The organism is Wenjunlia tyrosinilytica (assembly GCF_014646055.1).
Classification (GTDB): Bacteria; Actinomycetota; Actinomycetes; order Streptomycetales; family Streptomycetaceae; genus Wenjunlia; species Wenjunlia tyrosinilytica.
Window position 1 is genome coordinate 21,212 of the sequence record NZ_BMMS01000008.1, and the last position, 15,593, is coordinate 36,804.

The following is a 15,593-nucleotide window of genomic DNA, read 5'->3' on the forward strand; positions in this document are numbered from 1 at the left end:
GATGAGCGGCCAGGATCAGCTGTGGGAGGTCTTCGTGCGCTCTCGCCGCGGGCTCTCGCACACCCACGCCGGGAGCCTGCACGCCCCCGACGCCGAGATGGCGCTGCGCAACGCCCGTGACCTCTACACCCGGCGCCAGGAGGGCGTGAGCATCTGGGTCGTGCCCTCCTCGGCCGTCACCGCCTCCTCCCCGGACGAGAAGGACCCGTTCTTCGAGCCCTCGGCGGACAAGCCCTACCGGCACCCGACCTTCTACGAGGTGCCGGAAGGGGTGAAGAACCTGTGACGCGCGCCTTCAAGAACGCCGCGACGGCCCTGGGCGACGACGCCCTCGTGCTGGCGCAGCGGCTCGGCGAGTGGTCGGGGAACGCGCCCACCCTCGAGGAGGACGTGGCGCTGACCAACATCGGTCTCGACCTGCTCGGTCAGGCACGCTTCCTGCTCTCGCTCGCCGGGGACGAGGACGAGCTGGCGTATCTGCGCGAGGAGCGCGAGTTCCGCAACGTCCAGCTGGTCGAGCAGCCGAACGGCGACTTCGCGCACACCATCGCCCGCCAGCTGTACTTCTCCTGCTACCAGGAGCTGCTCTACCGGGAACTGGCCTCGGGCGACTCGCAGACGGCGGGGCTGGCGGCCAAGGCCGTCAAGGAGGTCGCCTACCACCGCGACCACGCCGTCCAGTGGACCCTGCGGCTCGGCGACGGCACGGCGGACAGCCACGAGCGGATGCGGCGGGCAGTGGACGCCCTCTGGCGCTTCACCGGTGAGCTCTTCGCGCCCGTCGAGGGGCTGGACGTGGACCTTCCCGCGCTGCGCGGGGAGTGGCTGGCCACCGTCTCCCAGGTCCTGGAACGGGCCACGCTCACCCTCCCCACCGGCCCCGACCGGACCGCGTGGGCGGCGGGTGCGGGACGGCAGGGTGTGCACACCGAGTCGTTCGGCCGCATGCTCGCGGAGATGCAGCATCTGCACCGCAGCCACCCGGGGGCGACGTGGTGACCGGGGCAGCGGTCGAGCTGACGGCCTCGGAACTGCGCGATCTGGCCGGCTCCGTCCCCGACCCCGAGCTGCCGGTGCTGACGCTGGCGGAGCTGGGTGTGGTGCGCGAGGTGCGGGTGCTCGGGCCCGGCCGCGCCGAGGTGGAGCTCACCCCCACCTACACCGGCTGCCCGGCGCTGGAGACGATGGCCTCCGACATCCGCCTGGTGCTGGGTGGACGGGGCTGGGACGCGCGGGTCACCACCGTCCTGACGCCCGCCTGGTCGACGGACTGGATCTCGGCCGAAGGGCGGCGCAAACTCCAGGAGTTCGGCATCGCTCCTCCCGGACCGGTTCGCAGCGGCGGTGCCGTCTTCGTCGAGCTGACCGTGCGCTGCCCGCACTGCGGATCCCCCGACACCCGGCTGCTGAGCCGCTTCTCCTCGACCGCGTGCAAGGCGCTGCGCTCGTGCAACGGCTGCGGGGAGCCGTTCGACCACTTCAAGGAGCTGTAGATGGCCGGGGGCTTCCACCCGCTCAGGGTCGCGGACGTGGAGCGGCTGACCGACGACTCGGTCGCCGTCACCTTCGAGGTGCCGGAGGCGCTGCGCGACGCCTACCGCTACACGGCGGGCCAGCACATCGCCGTACGGATGCCCGGCCGCGCGGACGCGGGGGACGGCAGCGGCGAGGGCGGCAACAGCGAGGGCGGCAGCGGCGAGGGCGGCAACAGCGCGGAAGGCAGTAGCGGGGGCGGCAGCGGTTCGGCCGGCGGCGGTGACCGGAGCGCGGACGGCGCCGGGGAGATCCGGCGCACCTACTCCATCTGCTCTCCCGCTCCCGCGCCCGGTGCGCAGGGTCCGGCCATGCTGCGGGTGGGGGTGCGGATGGTCGAGGGCGGTGAGTTCTCGACGTTCGCCAACAAGGAGCTCGCCGTGGACCACGTCCTCGACGTGATGACCCCCGCCGGCCGCTTCACCCTCCCCACCAAGCCGGGCCACTACGCCGCCGTCGTCGGCGGCAGCGGGATCACCCCGGTGCTGTCGCTCGTGGCGACCTTCCTCGAGCAGGAGCCCGACACCCGGTTCTGCCTGGTCCGCTGCGACCGGACGGCGGCCTCGGCGATGTTCCTGGACGAGGTGGCCGACCTCAAGGACCGCTTCCCCGAGCGGCTCCAGCTGGTGCATGTGCTCACCCGCGAGGAGCGGCAGGCGGGACTGCCGTCCGGGCGCCTGGACGCGGACCGGCTGGCGGGGCTGCTGCCCTCGCTCCTGCCGGTGGACGAGGTCGCCGGGTGGTTCCTGTGCGGGCCGTACCAGCTGATCGAGGAGTCCGCCGACGCTCTGCGGCGCCTCGGTGTGGACCGCGCGCGGGTGCACCAGGAGGTCTTCCACGTGGACGACCGCGCGCCCGCCGTCCGGGTGGAGGCCCCGACCACGGGCGGTACGGTCACCGCCGTGCTCGACGGGCGCTCGGGGACCTGGCCCAACCAGGGCGGCGAGGCCGTCCTCGACACCGTGCTGCGCAACCGCTCGGACGCGCCCTACGCCTGCAAGGGCGGGGTCTGCGGGACCTGCAGGGCGTTCCTGGTCTCCGGCTCCGTGCGCATGGACCGCAACTTCGCGCTGGAGCCCGACGAGGTCGAGGCGGGCTATGTGCTGGCCTGCCAGTCCCACCCGACGTCGGAGAGCGTCGAGGTCGACTTCGACCGCTGAGGCATTCAGCCACTGGGTCCGCAGCCGCCGCCCTGTTCCCTCTTCATAGAACGTGTTCTAACCTGACGCCCAGTCAGAACTCACCCGGCCAGGAGTCACCCAGTCAGGACTCTGGACCGGTCGCGGGCTTGTGGGAGGGACCAGCAGTGGACTTCACCTTCAGCGAGGAGCAGCAGGCCGCCGCCGAAGCGGCTAGGACGGTCTTCGCCGGCGTCGACCCCCGCGCCGTGCCCAGCCCCACGCTCTGCCCCGGCCCCGTCGCCGACGACTTCGACCGCGAGCTGTGGCGCAAGCTCGCCTCGGCCGATCTGCTGGGGCTCGTGGTGGCGCCCGAGCACGGCGGCTCCGGGCTCGACACGGTGGCGCTGTGCCTGGTGCTGCGGGAGGCGGGCCGGGTACTGGCCAGGGTCCCTGTGCTGGAGAGCTGCGCGGCGGCGCTCGCGGTGCAGCGGTTCGGGAACGGCGCTCAGCGGGCGAGCCTGCTGCCCGAGGTGGTCGCGGGACGGCTCACGATCACCGTGGCCTCCGCGGGCCGCACCGGCCACGACGGGGCGCCGCTGTCGGTCACCGCCCGCCGGGAACGCCGGGAAGGGGACGGAACCTGGGTGCTCGACGGCGTCCAGACCGCCGTTCCCTGGGGGCGGTGCGCCGATCTGGTCCTCGTTCCGGCCGGGGACGGTCTGTTCCTGCTCGCCCCCGACGGCGAGGGCGTCACCGCGCGGCGCCAGGTCTCCACCAGCGGCGAGGAGTACGCGGAGTTCCACCTCGACGGCGCCCGCGTGCCCGCCGAACGGGCGCTGACCGCCTCCGGCGCCTGGCAGTGGCTGCACCGGCTGCTGGCCACCGGAACCTGCGCGCTCGCCCTGGGCCTCGGCGAGCGGGTGCTGCGGATGACCGCCGAATACACCGGCAAGCGCGAGCAGTTCGGGCACCCCCTGGCCACGTTCCAGGCGGTCGCCGTGCAGGCGGCCAACCGGTACATCGACCTGCGGGCCATGGAGGCCACGCTCTGGCAGGCCGCCTGGAGGCTCGAGACCGCCACCCCGCAGGAACAGCACGGGGGCGCGCTGCCCGTCGACGCCGATGTGGCCGTGGCCAAGATCTGGGCGTCGGAAGGAGTGCGGAACGTCGTGCAGACCGCCCAGCACCTGCACGGCGGCTTCGGCGCGGACACCGACTACGCCCTGCACCGCTACCACGCCTGGGCCAAGCAGCTCGAGCTCTCCCTGGGCCCGGCCGCCGCCCACGAGGAGGCGCTGGGCGACCTGCTGGCCGCCCACTCCCTCGGCTAGCCGGCGCCGGGCGGTCCGCTGGAGCCGGAACCCGGGCGGTCGGCCTTTCCGGCGGACCCGCTTACAGCACGCCCGCCGTGCCGCCGTCGTCCGTGACCATGGGCCGTCCCGACGAGGCCCAGGCCAGCATCCCGCCGTCCACGTTGACCGCGTCCAGACCCTGCGCGATCAAGTACTGGGCCACCTGGGCGGAACGGCCGCCCACCCGGCACATCACATGGACCCTGCGGTCCTGCGGCACCTCACCGATGCGGGCCACGACCTCGCCCATGGGGATGTGCACGGCGCCGTCCACATGGCCGGCCGCCCACTCGTCGGGTTCGCGCACGTCCAGCACATAGGAGTCCGCGGGCACCGCCGCGGCGTCCACGGCGGGCAGGGCGTTGTACATCGAAGGACCTCTCTCAGTCAGCGGGCTCGACGTCGGCGGGCCCAGGTCGGCGGGCTCATATCAGCGGGCTCGGGGGGCGGGCTCGGGGGCGGGCTCAGTCGGCAGGGGGGTGCAGGAGCTCGCGCAGCCTCGCCTCGCGCTCGGCGACCTGGGCGAGCAGTTGCTCCGCGATCTCGTTCAGCAGGGCGTCCGGATCGTCCGGGGCCATCCGCAGCATCGCCCCGATCGCGCTCTCCTCCAACTCGGAGCGCAGCGCGGAGAGCGCCTCCTGCCGTGCCGCCAGCCATTCCAGACGGGCGTAGAGCACCTCCACGCCGTGCAGGTGCTCCAGCTCGGACGGGCCGCCGGCCGCCCACTCCTCGGCCAGCGCCCGCAGGGCCTGCTCGTCGCCGCGGGCGTAGGCCTCGTTGACCCGGGCGATGAACGCGCTGCGCCGCCCCTGCTCGGCCGGGTCCTGGGCCAGATCGGGGTGCGCCTGGCGGGCCAGCTCCCGGTACAGGCGCTGCGCCTCCTTGCCGGGACGCACCCGCGGCGGGGCCTCGGGCTCCGGCTCGGGGTCCTCCACCTGCTCGGCCCCCCGGCCGAACAGCTCGTCCACATCCGGCATCGGCTGGGCACGCTCGCGCGCCTCCCTCGCCTGCCGGATGTCCTCGGGCGCGCCCGTACGGGCCGCGACCGCTTCCGCGATCAGCGCGTCCAGCTCGTCCAGGCGCGCGTACATGGGCCCGAGGCGCTGGTGGTGCAGCCGTGCGAAGTTGTCCACCTCGACACGGAAGGTCTCCACGGCGATCTCGAACTCGATCAGCGCCTGCTCGGCCCCGCAGACGGCGTTCTCCAGCCGCTCCTCGCGCTCCGCGTCGGACAGGTCCTGGGTCGGTCTCTCATGCTGGCCCACGCGGACAGCCTAGGCCCTCTCCCACCGGTCACCGCCGATCACCGGTCGGCGGCCGGGCTCCCGGCGGCAGAGGTGCCCTCAAGGCTCAGACTCCCGTCTCGGCCTCGATCCGCCCGTCGCGCACGGCGGTCACCAGCTCGGCGTGGTCGCGCTCGGTGACATCGGCGTACCGCACGGCGAAGTCGGCCATGGCCTCGTCCAGCTTCTCGTGCTTGCCGCAGTACCCGGCCAGCAGCTGCGGGTCCACGCTGTGCGAGTGCGCCCTGGCCAGCAGCGCGCCCGTCATCCGCCCGTAGTCGTCGAGCTGCTCGGGAGCGAGAGCCGCGGGGGCGACGCTGCCCTTGCGGTTGCGGAACTGGCGCACCTGGTAGGGGCGGCCCTCGACCGTCGTCCAGCCCAGCAGGACATCGCTGACGACCTGCATCCGCTTCTGGCCCAGCACCACACGCCTGCCCTCGTGGCCGCCCTCCTGCGGCGCGGGGAAGCCCGCCTTCGCCAGATGGGGGATGAGCACCGACGCGCGTGCCTCCTTGACCTGGAGCACCAGCGGCTTGCGCCGGTGGTCCAGCAGGAGCACCACATAGGAACGGGTGCCCACGCTGCCCGTGCCGACCACCCGGAACGCCACGTCGTGGATGGTGTACCGGCCCAGCAGCGGCAGCCGGTCGGGCTGGAGCGTGGCCAGGTACTCCGCCAGCGAGGCCGCGACCGCCCCGGCCTCCCGGTCCGGCACCCTGCGCAGCACGGGCGGGGCGTCGGTGAACCGGTGGGTGCCGTCGGGCAGTTCCTCGGTGTTCCTCGAGGCGAACTTGGCGCTGGTGTTCTTGCGCGCCTTGTGCGAGACCTGCTCCAGCGTGCCGGCCAGGTCGTGGGCGTCGGCGTGCGAGACCAGTTCCTCGTCGGCGATGGCGTTCCACGCGTCGAGGGAGGACATCTTCGCCAGGAGCCGGACGGTGCGGCGGTAGGCGCCGACCGCGTCGAAGGCGGCCTCCCGGCAGGCGTCCTCGCTCGCGCCCGCCTCCCGCCCCGCCAGCACCAGCGAGGCCGTGAGCCGCTTGACGTCCCACTCCCAGGGGCCGTTGACGGTCTCGTCGAAGTCGTTGATGTCGATGACCAGGCGGCCGGTGGGGTCGCCGTAGAGGCCGAAGTTGGCGGCGTGCGCGTCACCGCACAGCTGCGCGGTCACCCCGGTGACGGGGGTGCCGACGAGGTCGGCGGCCATGAGCCCGGCCGAGCCGCGCAGGAAGGCGAAGGGCGAGGCGGACATCCGGCCGACCCTTATCGGGGTGAGTTCGGGCAGTCTGCCCACGTTGGTCCGACGCACCGACTCCAGCGCCGAGGGCCGATCCGCGCCCGGTTCGAAGTCGGCGTGCGCCTCGTGCGGAACGCTCTCCCGCAGCTGCTTGCCCGCCTTCTTCGGCGAGACCCCCGCCCCCGGTCGGGCGAACCCCGCCACGACCGGAATCCTGCGCCCCGCCGCCGGTGCTCCCGTGAGCTCCTCCGACTGTCCCAAAGTGTCTGCCACCGGACTCTCCTCCCCGTGTCGACCGCGCACGCTACCGCCCGGGGTCAACCGCTCGTACCACGGCCCCGCGACACGGACGTCCCCCTCGGGGGCATTCTCGCCAATTGTCTGCCTTGGTGGGACGATTCATGCTTCCCTGTGCTTACGCGGCAACGCTCCGGAAGCGATCCGACTCCTCATCCGACTCCTCAGCGGAGACCACCAGGAGATGACCCACCACCCCGGTCCCCTTCCCACCGCTCTGACGACCTCGGGCGTAGCGGCACTGCTGCGTCTCGCCGTGCTGTCCGTGGATCCGGACGGACGGGTCTCGTACTGGAACCGCGGGGCCGAGGAGCTCTTCGGCCACCGCTGGGAGGGCGTCTTCGGCAGGCGTGCCTCGGGGCTCCTGCCGGCCGTGGCCGTACCCCTTCCCGTACCGCCCCGGCAGCGGCCCGCCAACGAGCCGCGCGACAACGGCCCTTCGGCCCCCGCCGGGTCCGCGCCGCAGGACCGCCCCTACCGTGACGCGCTGGACCGGCTCGACGACCTCACCCATCCCGCGTGGGCCGGGGCGATGTCCGCCGTCGACCGCGACGGCCGGGTGCGCGATGTGCTGTGGTGGTCCTACCGCCTCGTGGAACCCGCCGGACGCAGCCTGCTCGTCCTCGCCGCCAACGCCAAGCCCCTGCGCACAGAGGGGCCGAGGATCGCCGTCGGCGACCACTTGCGCCCCTACACCAGCACCGACCCTCCGGGACCGGGGGAGCTGAGGGTGGCGGCCGGGCTCGCGGCGGTCTACGACCCCGTGCTCGCCGACCATTTGAGCGCGCGGCTGGGGACGATACTGCCCAGGGTCAGCCCCAACCGCCTGGAGCGGATCATGCGCCAACTGGTGCCGCTGGGCTACCCGGTGCTGGAGGTGGACGGCTCCGCCCCGCTGCCCGTCCTGCCGCACGACGGCTCGGGCAATCCGGGGGTGCGCAGACGCCGGCCCGGCCCGCTGACCGTCGGTCGCTACTCACGGCCGCGCCACCGGGAGCTGCCGCCGGGTGACGCCGATGGCTCGGGCGCCCACGGCGGACCCGGCGACGATTCGGGCGTCGACGAGCAACTCGCCCTCCTGCGCGAGGCGGGATCGGGCATCGGCACCACCTTGGACCTCGACACCACGGCCCGCGAGCTGTGCGCGGTGGCCGTGCCGCGCTTCGCCGACCTGGCCTGTGTGGAGGTCGTCGACCAGCTCATCAACGACCTCGAGCCACCCCAGGACCAGCGCCCCGAGGACGCCGCCGTGCTGCGCCGGATCGCGGTGGAGCATCTGGGCATCGCCGAGCCCGTCGCCGAACTCGCCCCGGACGGCGAGCTGCTGACGCCCGTGATCGACAGCCAGTGGGGGCGGCTCGGCGAGCGGATGCTCATCTCCGTGGTGGACCCCGTGCAGGCGCAGGAGATCGCGGCCGACCTCGGCGCCCTCGACACCGCCCGGCTGCTGGCCGGGCGGTCGTTGCTGATCGTTCCGCTCATCGCCCGCGGCACGGTCGTCGGCCGGGTCCTGCTACTGCGCAACACCTACCGCCGCCCGTTCGACGACAAGGACGCGGCCACGGCGGCGGAGCTGGCCGCCCGAGGGGCGCTGAGCATCGACAACGCCCGTCTGCACATGGTGGAGTCGCGCGCCGCCACCACGCTCCAGCGCAGCATGCTGCCGTCCCGGCCACCCGCGCTGCCGGGAGTGTCGATCGCGCACCACTACCGGCCGGGCGACCGGCAGGCCCAGGTCGGCGGCGACTGGTTCGACGCCGTCCAACTGCCCGGCGGGCGCGTGGCGTTGATCGTCGGCGATGTGATGGGCCACGGGCTGCACTCCGCCGCGGCCATGGGCCAGTTCCGCACCGCCGTGCAGACGATGGCGGCACTGGATCTGCCGCCCGCGCAGCTCCTGCGCCATCTGGACAACCTCGCGCACCGTCTCGGCCCCGACCACCTCGCCACCTGCGTGTACGCCGTCTACGACCCCATCCACCGCACCCTGACGCTCTCCAACGCGGGCCATGTGCCGCCCGTCCTCGCCCGGCCCGAGGGTCCGAGCGAGCTGCTCCAGGTGCCCGAGGGGGCACCGATCGGTGTCGGCGGGGTGCCGTTCGAGTCCTTCGAGATCTGTGTGCCGGACGGCAGTTGGCTGGTGCTGTGCACGGACGGGCTGGTGGAGGTCCGGGACGAGGGCGGGATAGGGGCGGGCCTCGCCGCGCTGTGCGAGAACGTCATCGAGCCCAAGCAGTCCCCGGAGGAGGTCTGCGACGCGATCCTGAGCAGCCTGCACACCGAGGACCGGCGCGACGACGTGGCGCTGCTCGTCGCCAGGTTCGACGGCATCCCGTCGCAGGACGTCGCCGAGTGGTCGCTGCGGCTGGACTACGCCCAGGTGCGCCGGGCAAGGGCGCTCACCCGCAAACAGCTCGCGGACTGGGGCCTGGGAGCCCTCAGCGACCTGACCGAGCTCCTGGTGAGCGAGCTGGTGACCAACGCGGTGCGGGCGGCCACGACGGCGCCCGTCGAGCTGCGGCTGATGCGGGTGGGGAAGCTGATGGTCGAGGTCAGCGACGACGACCACAATCTGCCGCTGCTGCGGCGGGCCGAATCCGACGACGAGGACGGCCGGGGGCTCGCGCTGGTGAGCAATCTGTCGCGGCGGTGGGGGACCAGCCGGCAGGCGGTCGGCAAGGTCGTCTGGTTCGAGCTGGCGCTGCCGCACGAGGCGGACTAGCGGGGACTGGCGGGGCGGGCTCCGCCGGGACCTCCAGCGGGTGACCGCCCGCGGGACGGCGACACCGCGCTTCGTGGAGTGTGACGGTGGCCGTGCGGCGGGCTACTCGGCCGCCGCTTCCTGGTCCACCTTGAGACATCGCTCGGCCCAGCGGCCGAGCTCCGCCATGGACGGCTCCAGGGCGGATCCCTCGGCGGTGAGCCGGTAGCGCACACCCAGCGGAGGGCCCTCGACGACCTCGCGGACGACCAGACCCGCCTCGCCGAGCTCGGTGAGGCGGTCGGACAGCATCCGCTCGCTGATGCCGGGGATGGACCGGCGCAGCTCGGAGAAGTGGACGGGGCCCTCCATCAGCGAGAACAGCACCATGCCGGTCCAGCGCTTGCCGAGCAGCGCGAAGACCCGGGTCAGCCGCTCGTGCGCGCCGTGCTTCCCGTCGCAGGGGTTCACTCGCTCCGCCATGCGGGAATTCTACCCAGGGGTACGTGGCTATAAAAAAGTAAGCCGCTGTGCTATCAATAGTTGCGCACAAAACCTTTGCCAGTCGGCGGCCCCCGCCGGGAGTCGCATCAGCCGTCACCGCGGCGACCGGACCGGGCGGCACCCGCCGTCAGTAGCCACCAGTCACCAGCCACCACAGTGGAGTACCCATGTCGAAGCTCCTGCACATAGACTCCTCGGCCCTTCAGGAGGGCTCCGTCTCCCGCGATGTCGCGGCCACCTTCCGTACCGCGTGGGAGGACAAGCACCCGGGCGGCACGGTGGTCTACCGCGATCTCGGCGCCTCCCCGCTGCCCCACCTCGGAGCCGACGGCATCAGCGCCCGCTTCGCCGAGGAGGCCGGCCGCACCGCCGAGCAGCGGACCGCCGCCGCCCTTCAGGACAAGCTGATCAACGAGCTGCTGGAAGCGGACGCGTACCTGTTCTCGGTGCCGATGTACAACTTCACGATCACCTCGACGTTCAAGGCGTGGCTGGACCACGTCCTGATCTTCGGCCGCACCATCGGCCTCGAGAACGGATCCCCGTTCGCCGGGCGCCCCGCGACCGTCATCAGCAGCCGCGGCGGTTCCTACGCCGAGGGCACCCCGCGTGAGGGCTGGGACTTCGCCGAGCCCTATCTGCGCAAGGTCTTCACCGAGGCGCTCGGCATGGAGACGACGATCATCGTTCCCGAGCTGACCCTGGCCCATGTGAACCCGGCCATGGCCGAGCTGCGCGACGCCGCCGACGCCTCCCGCGCCAAGGCCCACGAGGACGCCACCACCAGGGCGCACGAGGTCGCGGCGAAGCTGGCCGCCTGACACCCGTACCGCGAGCCAACGGCGCTGGGCCCCTCCCGACTCGGGGAGGGGCCCAGCGCCATGTCCACGCGGCTGCCCGGATCTACCGGAAGCCGCGCAGCCGCAGGCTGTTGCCCACCACGAACACCGACGAGAACGCCATCGCGGCGCCCGCGATCATCGGATTCAGCAGCCCGGCGGCGGCCAGCGGCAGCGCGGCCACGTTGTAGCCGAACGCCCAGAAGAGATTGCCCTTGATCGTGCCCAGCGTCCTGCGGGAGAGCCGGATCGCGTCCGCGGCCACCCGCAGATCCCCGCGCACCAGCGTCAGGTCGCCCGCCTCGATCGCCGCGTCCGTGCCGGTGCCCATGGCCAGCCCCAGGTCCGCCTGGGCCAGCGCCGCGGCGTCATTGACCCCGTCGCCGACCATCGCGACCGACTTCCCCTCGCCCTGGAGCCGCTCGACGACCGACACCTTCTCCTCGGGCAGCACCTCGGCGATCACCTCGTCGATGCCGACCTCCGCGGCAACCGCCCTGGCCACCGCCTCGTTGTCACCCGTCAGCAGGACCGGGGCCAGCCCCAGAGCACGCAGCTGCCGGACCGCCTCGGCGCTGGTCGGCTTGACCTCGTCCGCGACCACCAGCACCGCCTTCGCGGCGCCGTCCCACGCCACCACGACCGCCGTGCGGCCCTTGAGCTCGGCCTCGTCCTTCGCCGCCGTCAGCTCCCCGGGCAGGTCGATCGCCCACCGCCGCAGGAGCTTCTCGCGCCCGACGAGCACGGCGTGCCCGTCCACGACGCCCTGCACCCCCAGGCCGGGGACGGCCGTGAAGTCCTCCGGGGACGGCAGTTCTCCGGTGCGTTCAGCCGCGGCGGCGGCGACCGCCTTGGCGATCGGGTGCTCCGAGGCGTGCTCGAGCGCGCCCGCCAGCCGCAGCACGGTCCCCTCGTCGACGCCCCCGGCCGCATGGAGCTCCACGAGGGCCATCGCGCCCTTCGTCACGGTGCCGGTCTTGTCGAGCACGATCGTGTCCACCGCGCGGGTCGACTCCAGCACCTCGGGACCCTTGATCAGGATGCCGAGTTGGGCGCCGCGCCCGGTGCCCACCATCAACGCGGTCGGCGTGGCCAGCCCCAGCGCGCACGGGCAGGCGATGATCAGGACGGCGACGGCGGCGGTGAACGCGGCCGCGGCGCCCTCGCCCGCGCCCAGCCAGTAGCCGAGCGTGGCCACGGACAGGGCGATCACCACAGGCACGAACACCGCGGAGATCCGGTCCGCCAGCCGCTGCGCCGCCGCCTTGCCGTTCTGGGCGTCCTCCACCAGCCGGGCCATCCGCGCCAGCTGGGTGTCCGCGCCGACGCGGGCGGCCTCGACGACGATCCGCCCGCCCGCGTTGACCGTGGCTCCCGTGACCGGGTCCCCGACCGCCACCTCCACGGGCACCGACTCACCGGTCAGCATCGACGCATCGACGGCCGAGGTGCCCTTGCGCACCACACCGTCGGTGGCGACCTTCTCCCCCGGCCTGACGACGAACAGCTCGCCCACGGCCAGCTCGGCGGTCGGAACGCGCACCTCCCGCCCATTCCTCAGCACCGCGACATCCCGCGCCCCGAGCTCCATCAGCGCCCGCAGCGCCGCCCCCGCCCTGCGCTTGGAGCGGGCCTCGAAGTACCGCCCGGCGAGGATGAACGCGGTCACCCCGGCCGCCGCCTCCAGGTAGATCGTGCCGCTGCCGTCCACGCGCTCGACGGACAGCTCGAAGGGGTGCTTCATGCCCATCTCGCCGGCCGTGCCGAAGAACAGCGCCCACAGCGACCAGCCGTAGGCGGCGAGCGTGCCCACCGAGATCAGGGTGTCCATGGTGGCGGCGCCGTGCCGCAGGTTGGTCCAGGCGGCACGGTGGAACGGCCAGGCGGCATGGACCACCACGGGCGAGGCCAGGGTCAGCGAGAGCCACTGCCAGTTGCGGAACTGCAGCGCGGGCACCATCGCCATCAGCACCACGGGAAGCGCGAGCACGACGGCCGTCACCAGCCGCTGCCGCAGCCCGGCCAGTTCGTCCGGCTCCGGGCGCTCCCGTTCCTCCTCGGCCGCCGGGGGCGCGGGCAGCGCCGCGGTGTAGCCCGTCCGCTCCACGGTGGCGAGCAGATCCTCGACCGCGACCCCGTCCACGAAGGTGACCTGGGCCTTCTCCGTGGCGTAGTTGACGCTGGCGGTCACGCCGTCCATGCGGTTGAGCCTCTTCTCGACCCGGGCCGCGCAGGAGGCACAGGTCATCCCGCCGATCTCCAGCTCGACCCTGGTACCGGCCGCGTCCGCGGGTGCCGTCGTCATCGCAACTCCTGGATCCCGGAAACAACACTGCACTGCCAGGTGGTCGTCTGCCACCCTTCATCAGTTCCCATGATACCCCCCAGGGGTATCACTGGAGTGGGCCGGCCGCCCCGCCCGGCGACCTCGGCTTCGGACGGGTGGCTTCACGGGTGCGACGCGGAGCGGGGAGGGGAGGAGTGAGAAGGAACACGTCCCTCCGCTTCCGGGAACGGCGGCGCGGCCGGAGCGACGACAACGGCAGTGACAACAGGGGCGCGCGGGAGCGGAGAGAGGGCAAGCCACGGCGCCGGCGGCAGGGCGGCAGGGCGGCAACCGGACAACGAGAAACGGACCCCTCCGGGTAACTTTCGTTACCGGAGAGGTCCGCCGCTTGTGCGCGAGGGGGGAGTTGAACCCCCACGCCCTTTCGGGCACTGGAACCTGAATCCAGCGCGTCTGCCTATTCCGCCACCCGCGCATGGGTGCTGCCGTTCGATTCTCCCACAACCGACCGGGCGTCCGGTCAGGGTCGTGCGAGCGCCTCCCGACACAGAAGACATTAGCACGGTGACGCAGGCCGAATCACATCCGTTAACGGGTACGGAGGACCGTCCGGACCGGGCCCGCCCGCACCCCGCCGACCCCGCCGGAGTCCGCCCGAGCACCGCCGCTGCGCCGCCCCAGGACGGCCCCGGGACAGCTGCGGGACGGCTGCGGGACGGCTGCGGGACGCCCCCGATACACCCGGCGGCCCACCGCGTCCGGCGCCTCCCGCTCCCCGGGCGGAGGGTTTCCCCGGGCTTGCGGGACACTGGAGCGGGCCCCCTCTACCATCCCTACGGGAAGAAGGGGGTTCGAGCAGCGCACGAAGGGTGTGACGATCGAGCGAGCGGGCAAGGCGTTGTGAGTGGCGACACTCGCGGGATCGGGCTGCTCGGGGAACCACTGCATCACCTCAAGCGTGGATACGATCAGTAAGCAGTATCAGGCGGCCGGCCGCGGCGGCCGGGCCAGTCAAGTGGGCCTACAGGCACAGAGCCATTGAGGAAGGAGGTGCCACATGGGAGTTCTGAAGCGGTTCGAGCAGCGGCTCGAGGGTCTCGTCAACGGCACCTTCGCCAAGGTGTTCAAGTCCGAGGTCCAGCCGGTCGAGATCGCGGGCGCCCTCCAGCGCGAGTGCGACAACAACGCCACCATCTGGAACCGCGACCGCACCGTCGTCCCCAACGACTTCGTCGTCGAGCTGAGCGCCAGCGACTACGAGCGGCTGAGCCCGTACTCGGTACAGCTCGGCGAAGAGCTCGCCGGCATGGTGAGCGACTACGCACAACAGCAGCGGTACACCTTCATGGGATCGGTCAAGGTCCATCTGGACAAGGCCGACGACCTGGACACGGGCCTCTACCGGGTTCGCAGCAGGACCCTGGCCTCCAGCGAGTCCCAGCCCCATTCCGCGAGCGCGTCGCGCAGCCCCCAGCCTCAGGGTCCCGCCGCGTACCGCGGTGGGGGCCTCGCGCCCCCGCCGATGCCCCCGGGCCCGCCCGGAGTGCAGGCGCCCCCCGGGGTCACGCGGCTGCCGGGCACCGGAGGCGCCCCCTCCACCGTGCGCCGCTGGGTCGAGATCAACGGCCAGCGGCACCAGATCTCCCGAGCGACCCTCGTTCTGGGACGCAGCACGGAGGCGGATGTGCGCATCGACGACCCGGGGGTGTCCAGGAAGCACGCGGAAATCCGCGTAGGGTCGCCTTCGACCATCCAGGATCTGGGATCCACGAACGGCATCGTGGTGGACGGGCAGCACACCCAGCGCGCTACGCTCCGCGACGGCTCTCGTGTCGTCGTGGGCAGCACCACCATCGTGTACCGGCAAGCCGAAGGGTGAAGCGGGGGCAATGTCAGAGCTGACCCTGACGGTCATGCGGTTGGGTTTCCTCGCCGTTCTGTGGCTGTTCGTCATCGTCGCCGTACAGGTCATCCGCAGTGACCTGTTCGGCACCCGGGTGACCCAGCGGGCCGCCCGCCGCGGCTCCACTTCCGACCGGCCGCCGAACCAGCGGCAGCAACAGCAGCCCGCGCGGCAGCAGAACCGCCCGGCCAACAACCGCCAGCGCCGAGGCGCCCCCACCAAGCTGGTGGTCGCCGAGGGCTCACTGGCGGGCACGACCGTCGCCCTCCAGGGCCAGACGATCACTCTCGGCCGGGCCCACGACTCGACCATCGTGCTCGACGACGACTACGCGTCCAGCCGGCATGCCAGGATCTACCCGGACCGCGACGGCCAGTGGATCGTCGAGGACCTGGGGTCCACGAACGGCACGTACATGGACCGGTCCCGACTCACCACTCCGACACCGATCGCGCCCGGAGTCCCGATCCGCATCGGCAAGACCGTTATCGAGCTGCGGAAGTAGTCGCACAATGAGCGAACGAGGCGAGCTCAAACTC

14 protein-coding genes and 1 tRNA gene are annotated in these 15,593 nt (G+C 72.6%); 9 read left to right on the forward strand and 6 right to left on the reverse strand.

The window, feature by feature from the left end; translation table 11 throughout:
• Position 1: 1 nt before the first annotated feature.
• The 5 genes from paaB to IEY86_RS10665 all read left to right on the forward strand — a co-directional run bounded on the left by paaB (position 2) and on the right by IEY86_RS10665 (position 3,985).
• Complete coding sequence (paaB, locus tag IEY86_RS10640; protein WP_189131511.1) at positions 2-286, forward strand: 1,2-phenylacetyl-CoA epoxidase subunit PaaB; 285 nt, start codon at positions 2-4, stop codon at positions 284-286.
• Positions 283-999 carry a 1,2-phenylacetyl-CoA epoxidase subunit PaaC gene (gene paaC / locus IEY86_RS10645; RefSeq protein ID WP_189131342.1) on the forward strand — a complete coding sequence of 239 codons (717 nt, stop codon included), beginning with the start codon at positions 283-285 and terminating at the stop codon, positions 997-999. The genes paaB and paaC overlap by 4 nt, the downstream gene beginning before the upstream one ends.
• Positions 993-1,493, forward strand: coding sequence for a 1,2-phenylacetyl-CoA epoxidase subunit PaaD (gene paaD, locus IEY86_RS10650; RefSeq protein WP_189131343.1), 501 nt, complete (start codon positions 993-995; stop codon positions 1,491-1,493). Before paaC ends, paaD begins: the two co-directional genes overlap by 7 nt.
• Positions 1,494-2,693 carry a 2Fe-2S iron-sulfur cluster-binding protein gene (locus tag IEY86_RS10660; RefSeq protein ID WP_229698310.1) on the forward strand — a complete coding sequence of 400 codons (1,200 nt, stop codon included), beginning with the start codon at positions 1,494-1,496 and terminating at the stop codon, positions 2,691-2,693. It begins immediately after the preceding gene.
• 146 nt (positions 2,694-2,839) lie between these two features.
• Entirely contained in the window at positions 2,840-3,985 is a 1,146-nt protein-coding gene (locus IEY86_RS10665; RefSeq protein ID WP_189131344.1) for an acyl-CoA dehydrogenase family protein, read from the forward strand.
• A gap of 61 nt (positions 3,986-4,046) precedes the next feature.
• Here the strand turns inward: IEY86_RS10665 and IEY86_RS10670 are convergent, their stop codons facing one another.
• The 3 genes from IEY86_RS10670 to IEY86_RS10680 form a co-directional block, all read right to left on the reverse strand.
• The gene (locus IEY86_RS10670) at positions 4,047-4,376 is read right to left on the reverse strand and encodes a rhodanese-like domain-containing protein (RefSeq protein WP_189131345.1); all 330 of its coding nucleotides are present in this window, start codon (positions 4,374-4,376) and stop codon (positions 4,047-4,049) included.
• 94 nt (positions 4,377-4,470) lie between these two features.
• The gene (locus tag IEY86_RS10675; RefSeq protein ID WP_189131346.1) at positions 4,471-5,271 is read right to left on the reverse strand and encodes a hypothetical protein; all 801 of its coding nucleotides are present in this window, start codon (positions 5,269-5,271) and stop codon (positions 4,471-4,473) included.
• Positions 5,272-5,356: 85 nt separating this feature from the next.
• Positions 5,357-6,796, reverse strand: coding sequence for a DUF2252 domain-containing protein (locus IEY86_RS10680; RefSeq protein WP_229698311.1), 1,440 nt, complete (start codon positions 6,794-6,796; stop codon positions 5,357-5,359).
• Positions 6,797-7,004: 208 nt separating this feature from the next.
• Between IEY86_RS10680 and IEY86_RS10685 the strand changes: the two genes are divergently transcribed.
• On the forward strand, positions 7,005-9,542 hold the full coding sequence (locus IEY86_RS10685) for an ATP-binding SpoIIE family protein phosphatase (RefSeq protein ID WP_189131347.1): 2,538 nt from the start codon (positions 7,005-7,007) through the stop codon (positions 9,540-9,542).
• Positions 9,543-9,644: 102 nt separating this feature from the next.
• Here IEY86_RS10685 and IEY86_RS10690 read toward each other — a convergent pair whose 3' ends face one another.
• Positions 9,645-10,004: a winged helix-turn-helix transcriptional regulator gene (locus tag IEY86_RS10690; RefSeq protein WP_189131348.1), complete on the reverse strand. Its 360-nt coding sequence runs from the start codon at positions 10,002-10,004 to the stop codon at positions 9,645-9,647.
• A 188-nt stretch (positions 10,005-10,192) separates the two neighbouring features.
• Between IEY86_RS10690 and IEY86_RS10695 the strand changes: the two genes are divergently transcribed.
• Positions 10,193-10,846, forward strand: a complete 654-nt coding sequence (locus IEY86_RS10695) for an FMN-dependent NADH-azoreductase (protein ID WP_189131349.1) — start codon at positions 10,193-10,195, stop codon at positions 10,844-10,846.
• Positions 10,847-10,928: 82 nt separating this feature from the next.
• Here the strand turns inward: IEY86_RS10695 and IEY86_RS10700 are convergent, their stop codons facing one another.
• Together IEY86_RS10700 and IEY86_RS10705 are read right to left on the reverse strand one after the other, a co-directional pair.
• The gene (locus tag IEY86_RS10700) at positions 10,929-13,169 is read right to left on the reverse strand and encodes a heavy metal translocating P-type ATPase (protein ID WP_189131350.1); all 2,241 of its coding nucleotides are present in this window, start codon (positions 13,167-13,169) and stop codon (positions 10,929-10,931) included.
• A 373-nt stretch (positions 13,170-13,542) separates the two neighbouring features.
• Positions 13,543-13,626: transfer RNA gene (locus IEY86_RS10705), tRNA-Leu, on the reverse strand.
• Positions 13,627-14,208: 582 nt separating this feature from the next.
• On the opposite strand from IEY86_RS10705, the gene IEY86_RS10710 reads away from it, so the two are divergent.
• Together IEY86_RS10710 and IEY86_RS10715 are read left to right on the forward strand one after the other, a co-directional pair.
• Positions 14,209-15,030, forward strand: a complete 822-nt coding sequence (locus IEY86_RS10710) for an FHA domain-containing protein (protein WP_189131351.1) — start codon at positions 14,209-14,211, stop codon at positions 15,028-15,030.
• A gap of 10 nt (positions 15,031-15,040) precedes the next feature.
• Complete coding sequence (locus tag IEY86_RS10715) at positions 15,041-15,559, forward strand: FHA domain-containing protein FhaB/FipA (protein WP_189131352.1); 519 nt, start codon at positions 15,041-15,043, stop codon at positions 15,557-15,559.
• Positions 15,560-15,593: the final 34 nt, after the last annotated feature.

Coding starts and splice junctions, on each gene's coding strand:
- paaB (WP_189131511.1), top strand. CDS start 2: ATGAGCGGCCAGGATCAGCTGTGGGAGGTCTTCGTGCGCTCTCGCCGC.
- IEY86_RS10660 (WP_229698310.1), top strand. CDS start 1,494: ATGGCCGGGGGCTTCCACCCGCTCAGGGTCGCGGACGTGGAGCGGCTG.
- IEY86_RS10670 (WP_189131345.1), bottom strand. CDS start 4,376: ATGTACAACGCCCTGCCCGCCGTGGACGCCGCGGCGGTGCCCGCGGAC.
- IEY86_RS10685 (WP_189131347.1), top strand. CDS start 7,005: ATGACCCACCACCCCGGTCCCCTTCCCACCGCTCTGACGACCTCGGGC.
- IEY86_RS10690 (WP_189131348.1), bottom strand. CDS start 10,004: ATGGCGGAGCGAGTGAACCCCTGCGACGGGAAGCACGGCGCGCACGAG.
- IEY86_RS10695 (WP_189131349.1), top strand. CDS start 10,193: ATGTCGAAGCTCCTGCACATAGACTCCTCGGCCCTTCAGGAGGGCTCC.
- IEY86_RS10700 (WP_189131350.1), bottom strand. CDS start 13,169: ATGACGACGGCACCCGCGGACGCGGCCGGTACCAGGGTCGAGCTGGAG.
- IEY86_RS10710 (WP_189131351.1), top strand. CDS start 14,209: ATGGGAGTTCTGAAGCGGTTCGAGCAGCGGCTCGAGGGTCTCGTCAAC.
- IEY86_RS10715 (WP_189131352.1), top strand. CDS start 15,041: ATGTCAGAGCTGACCCTGACGGTCATGCGGTTGGGTTTCCTCGCCGTT.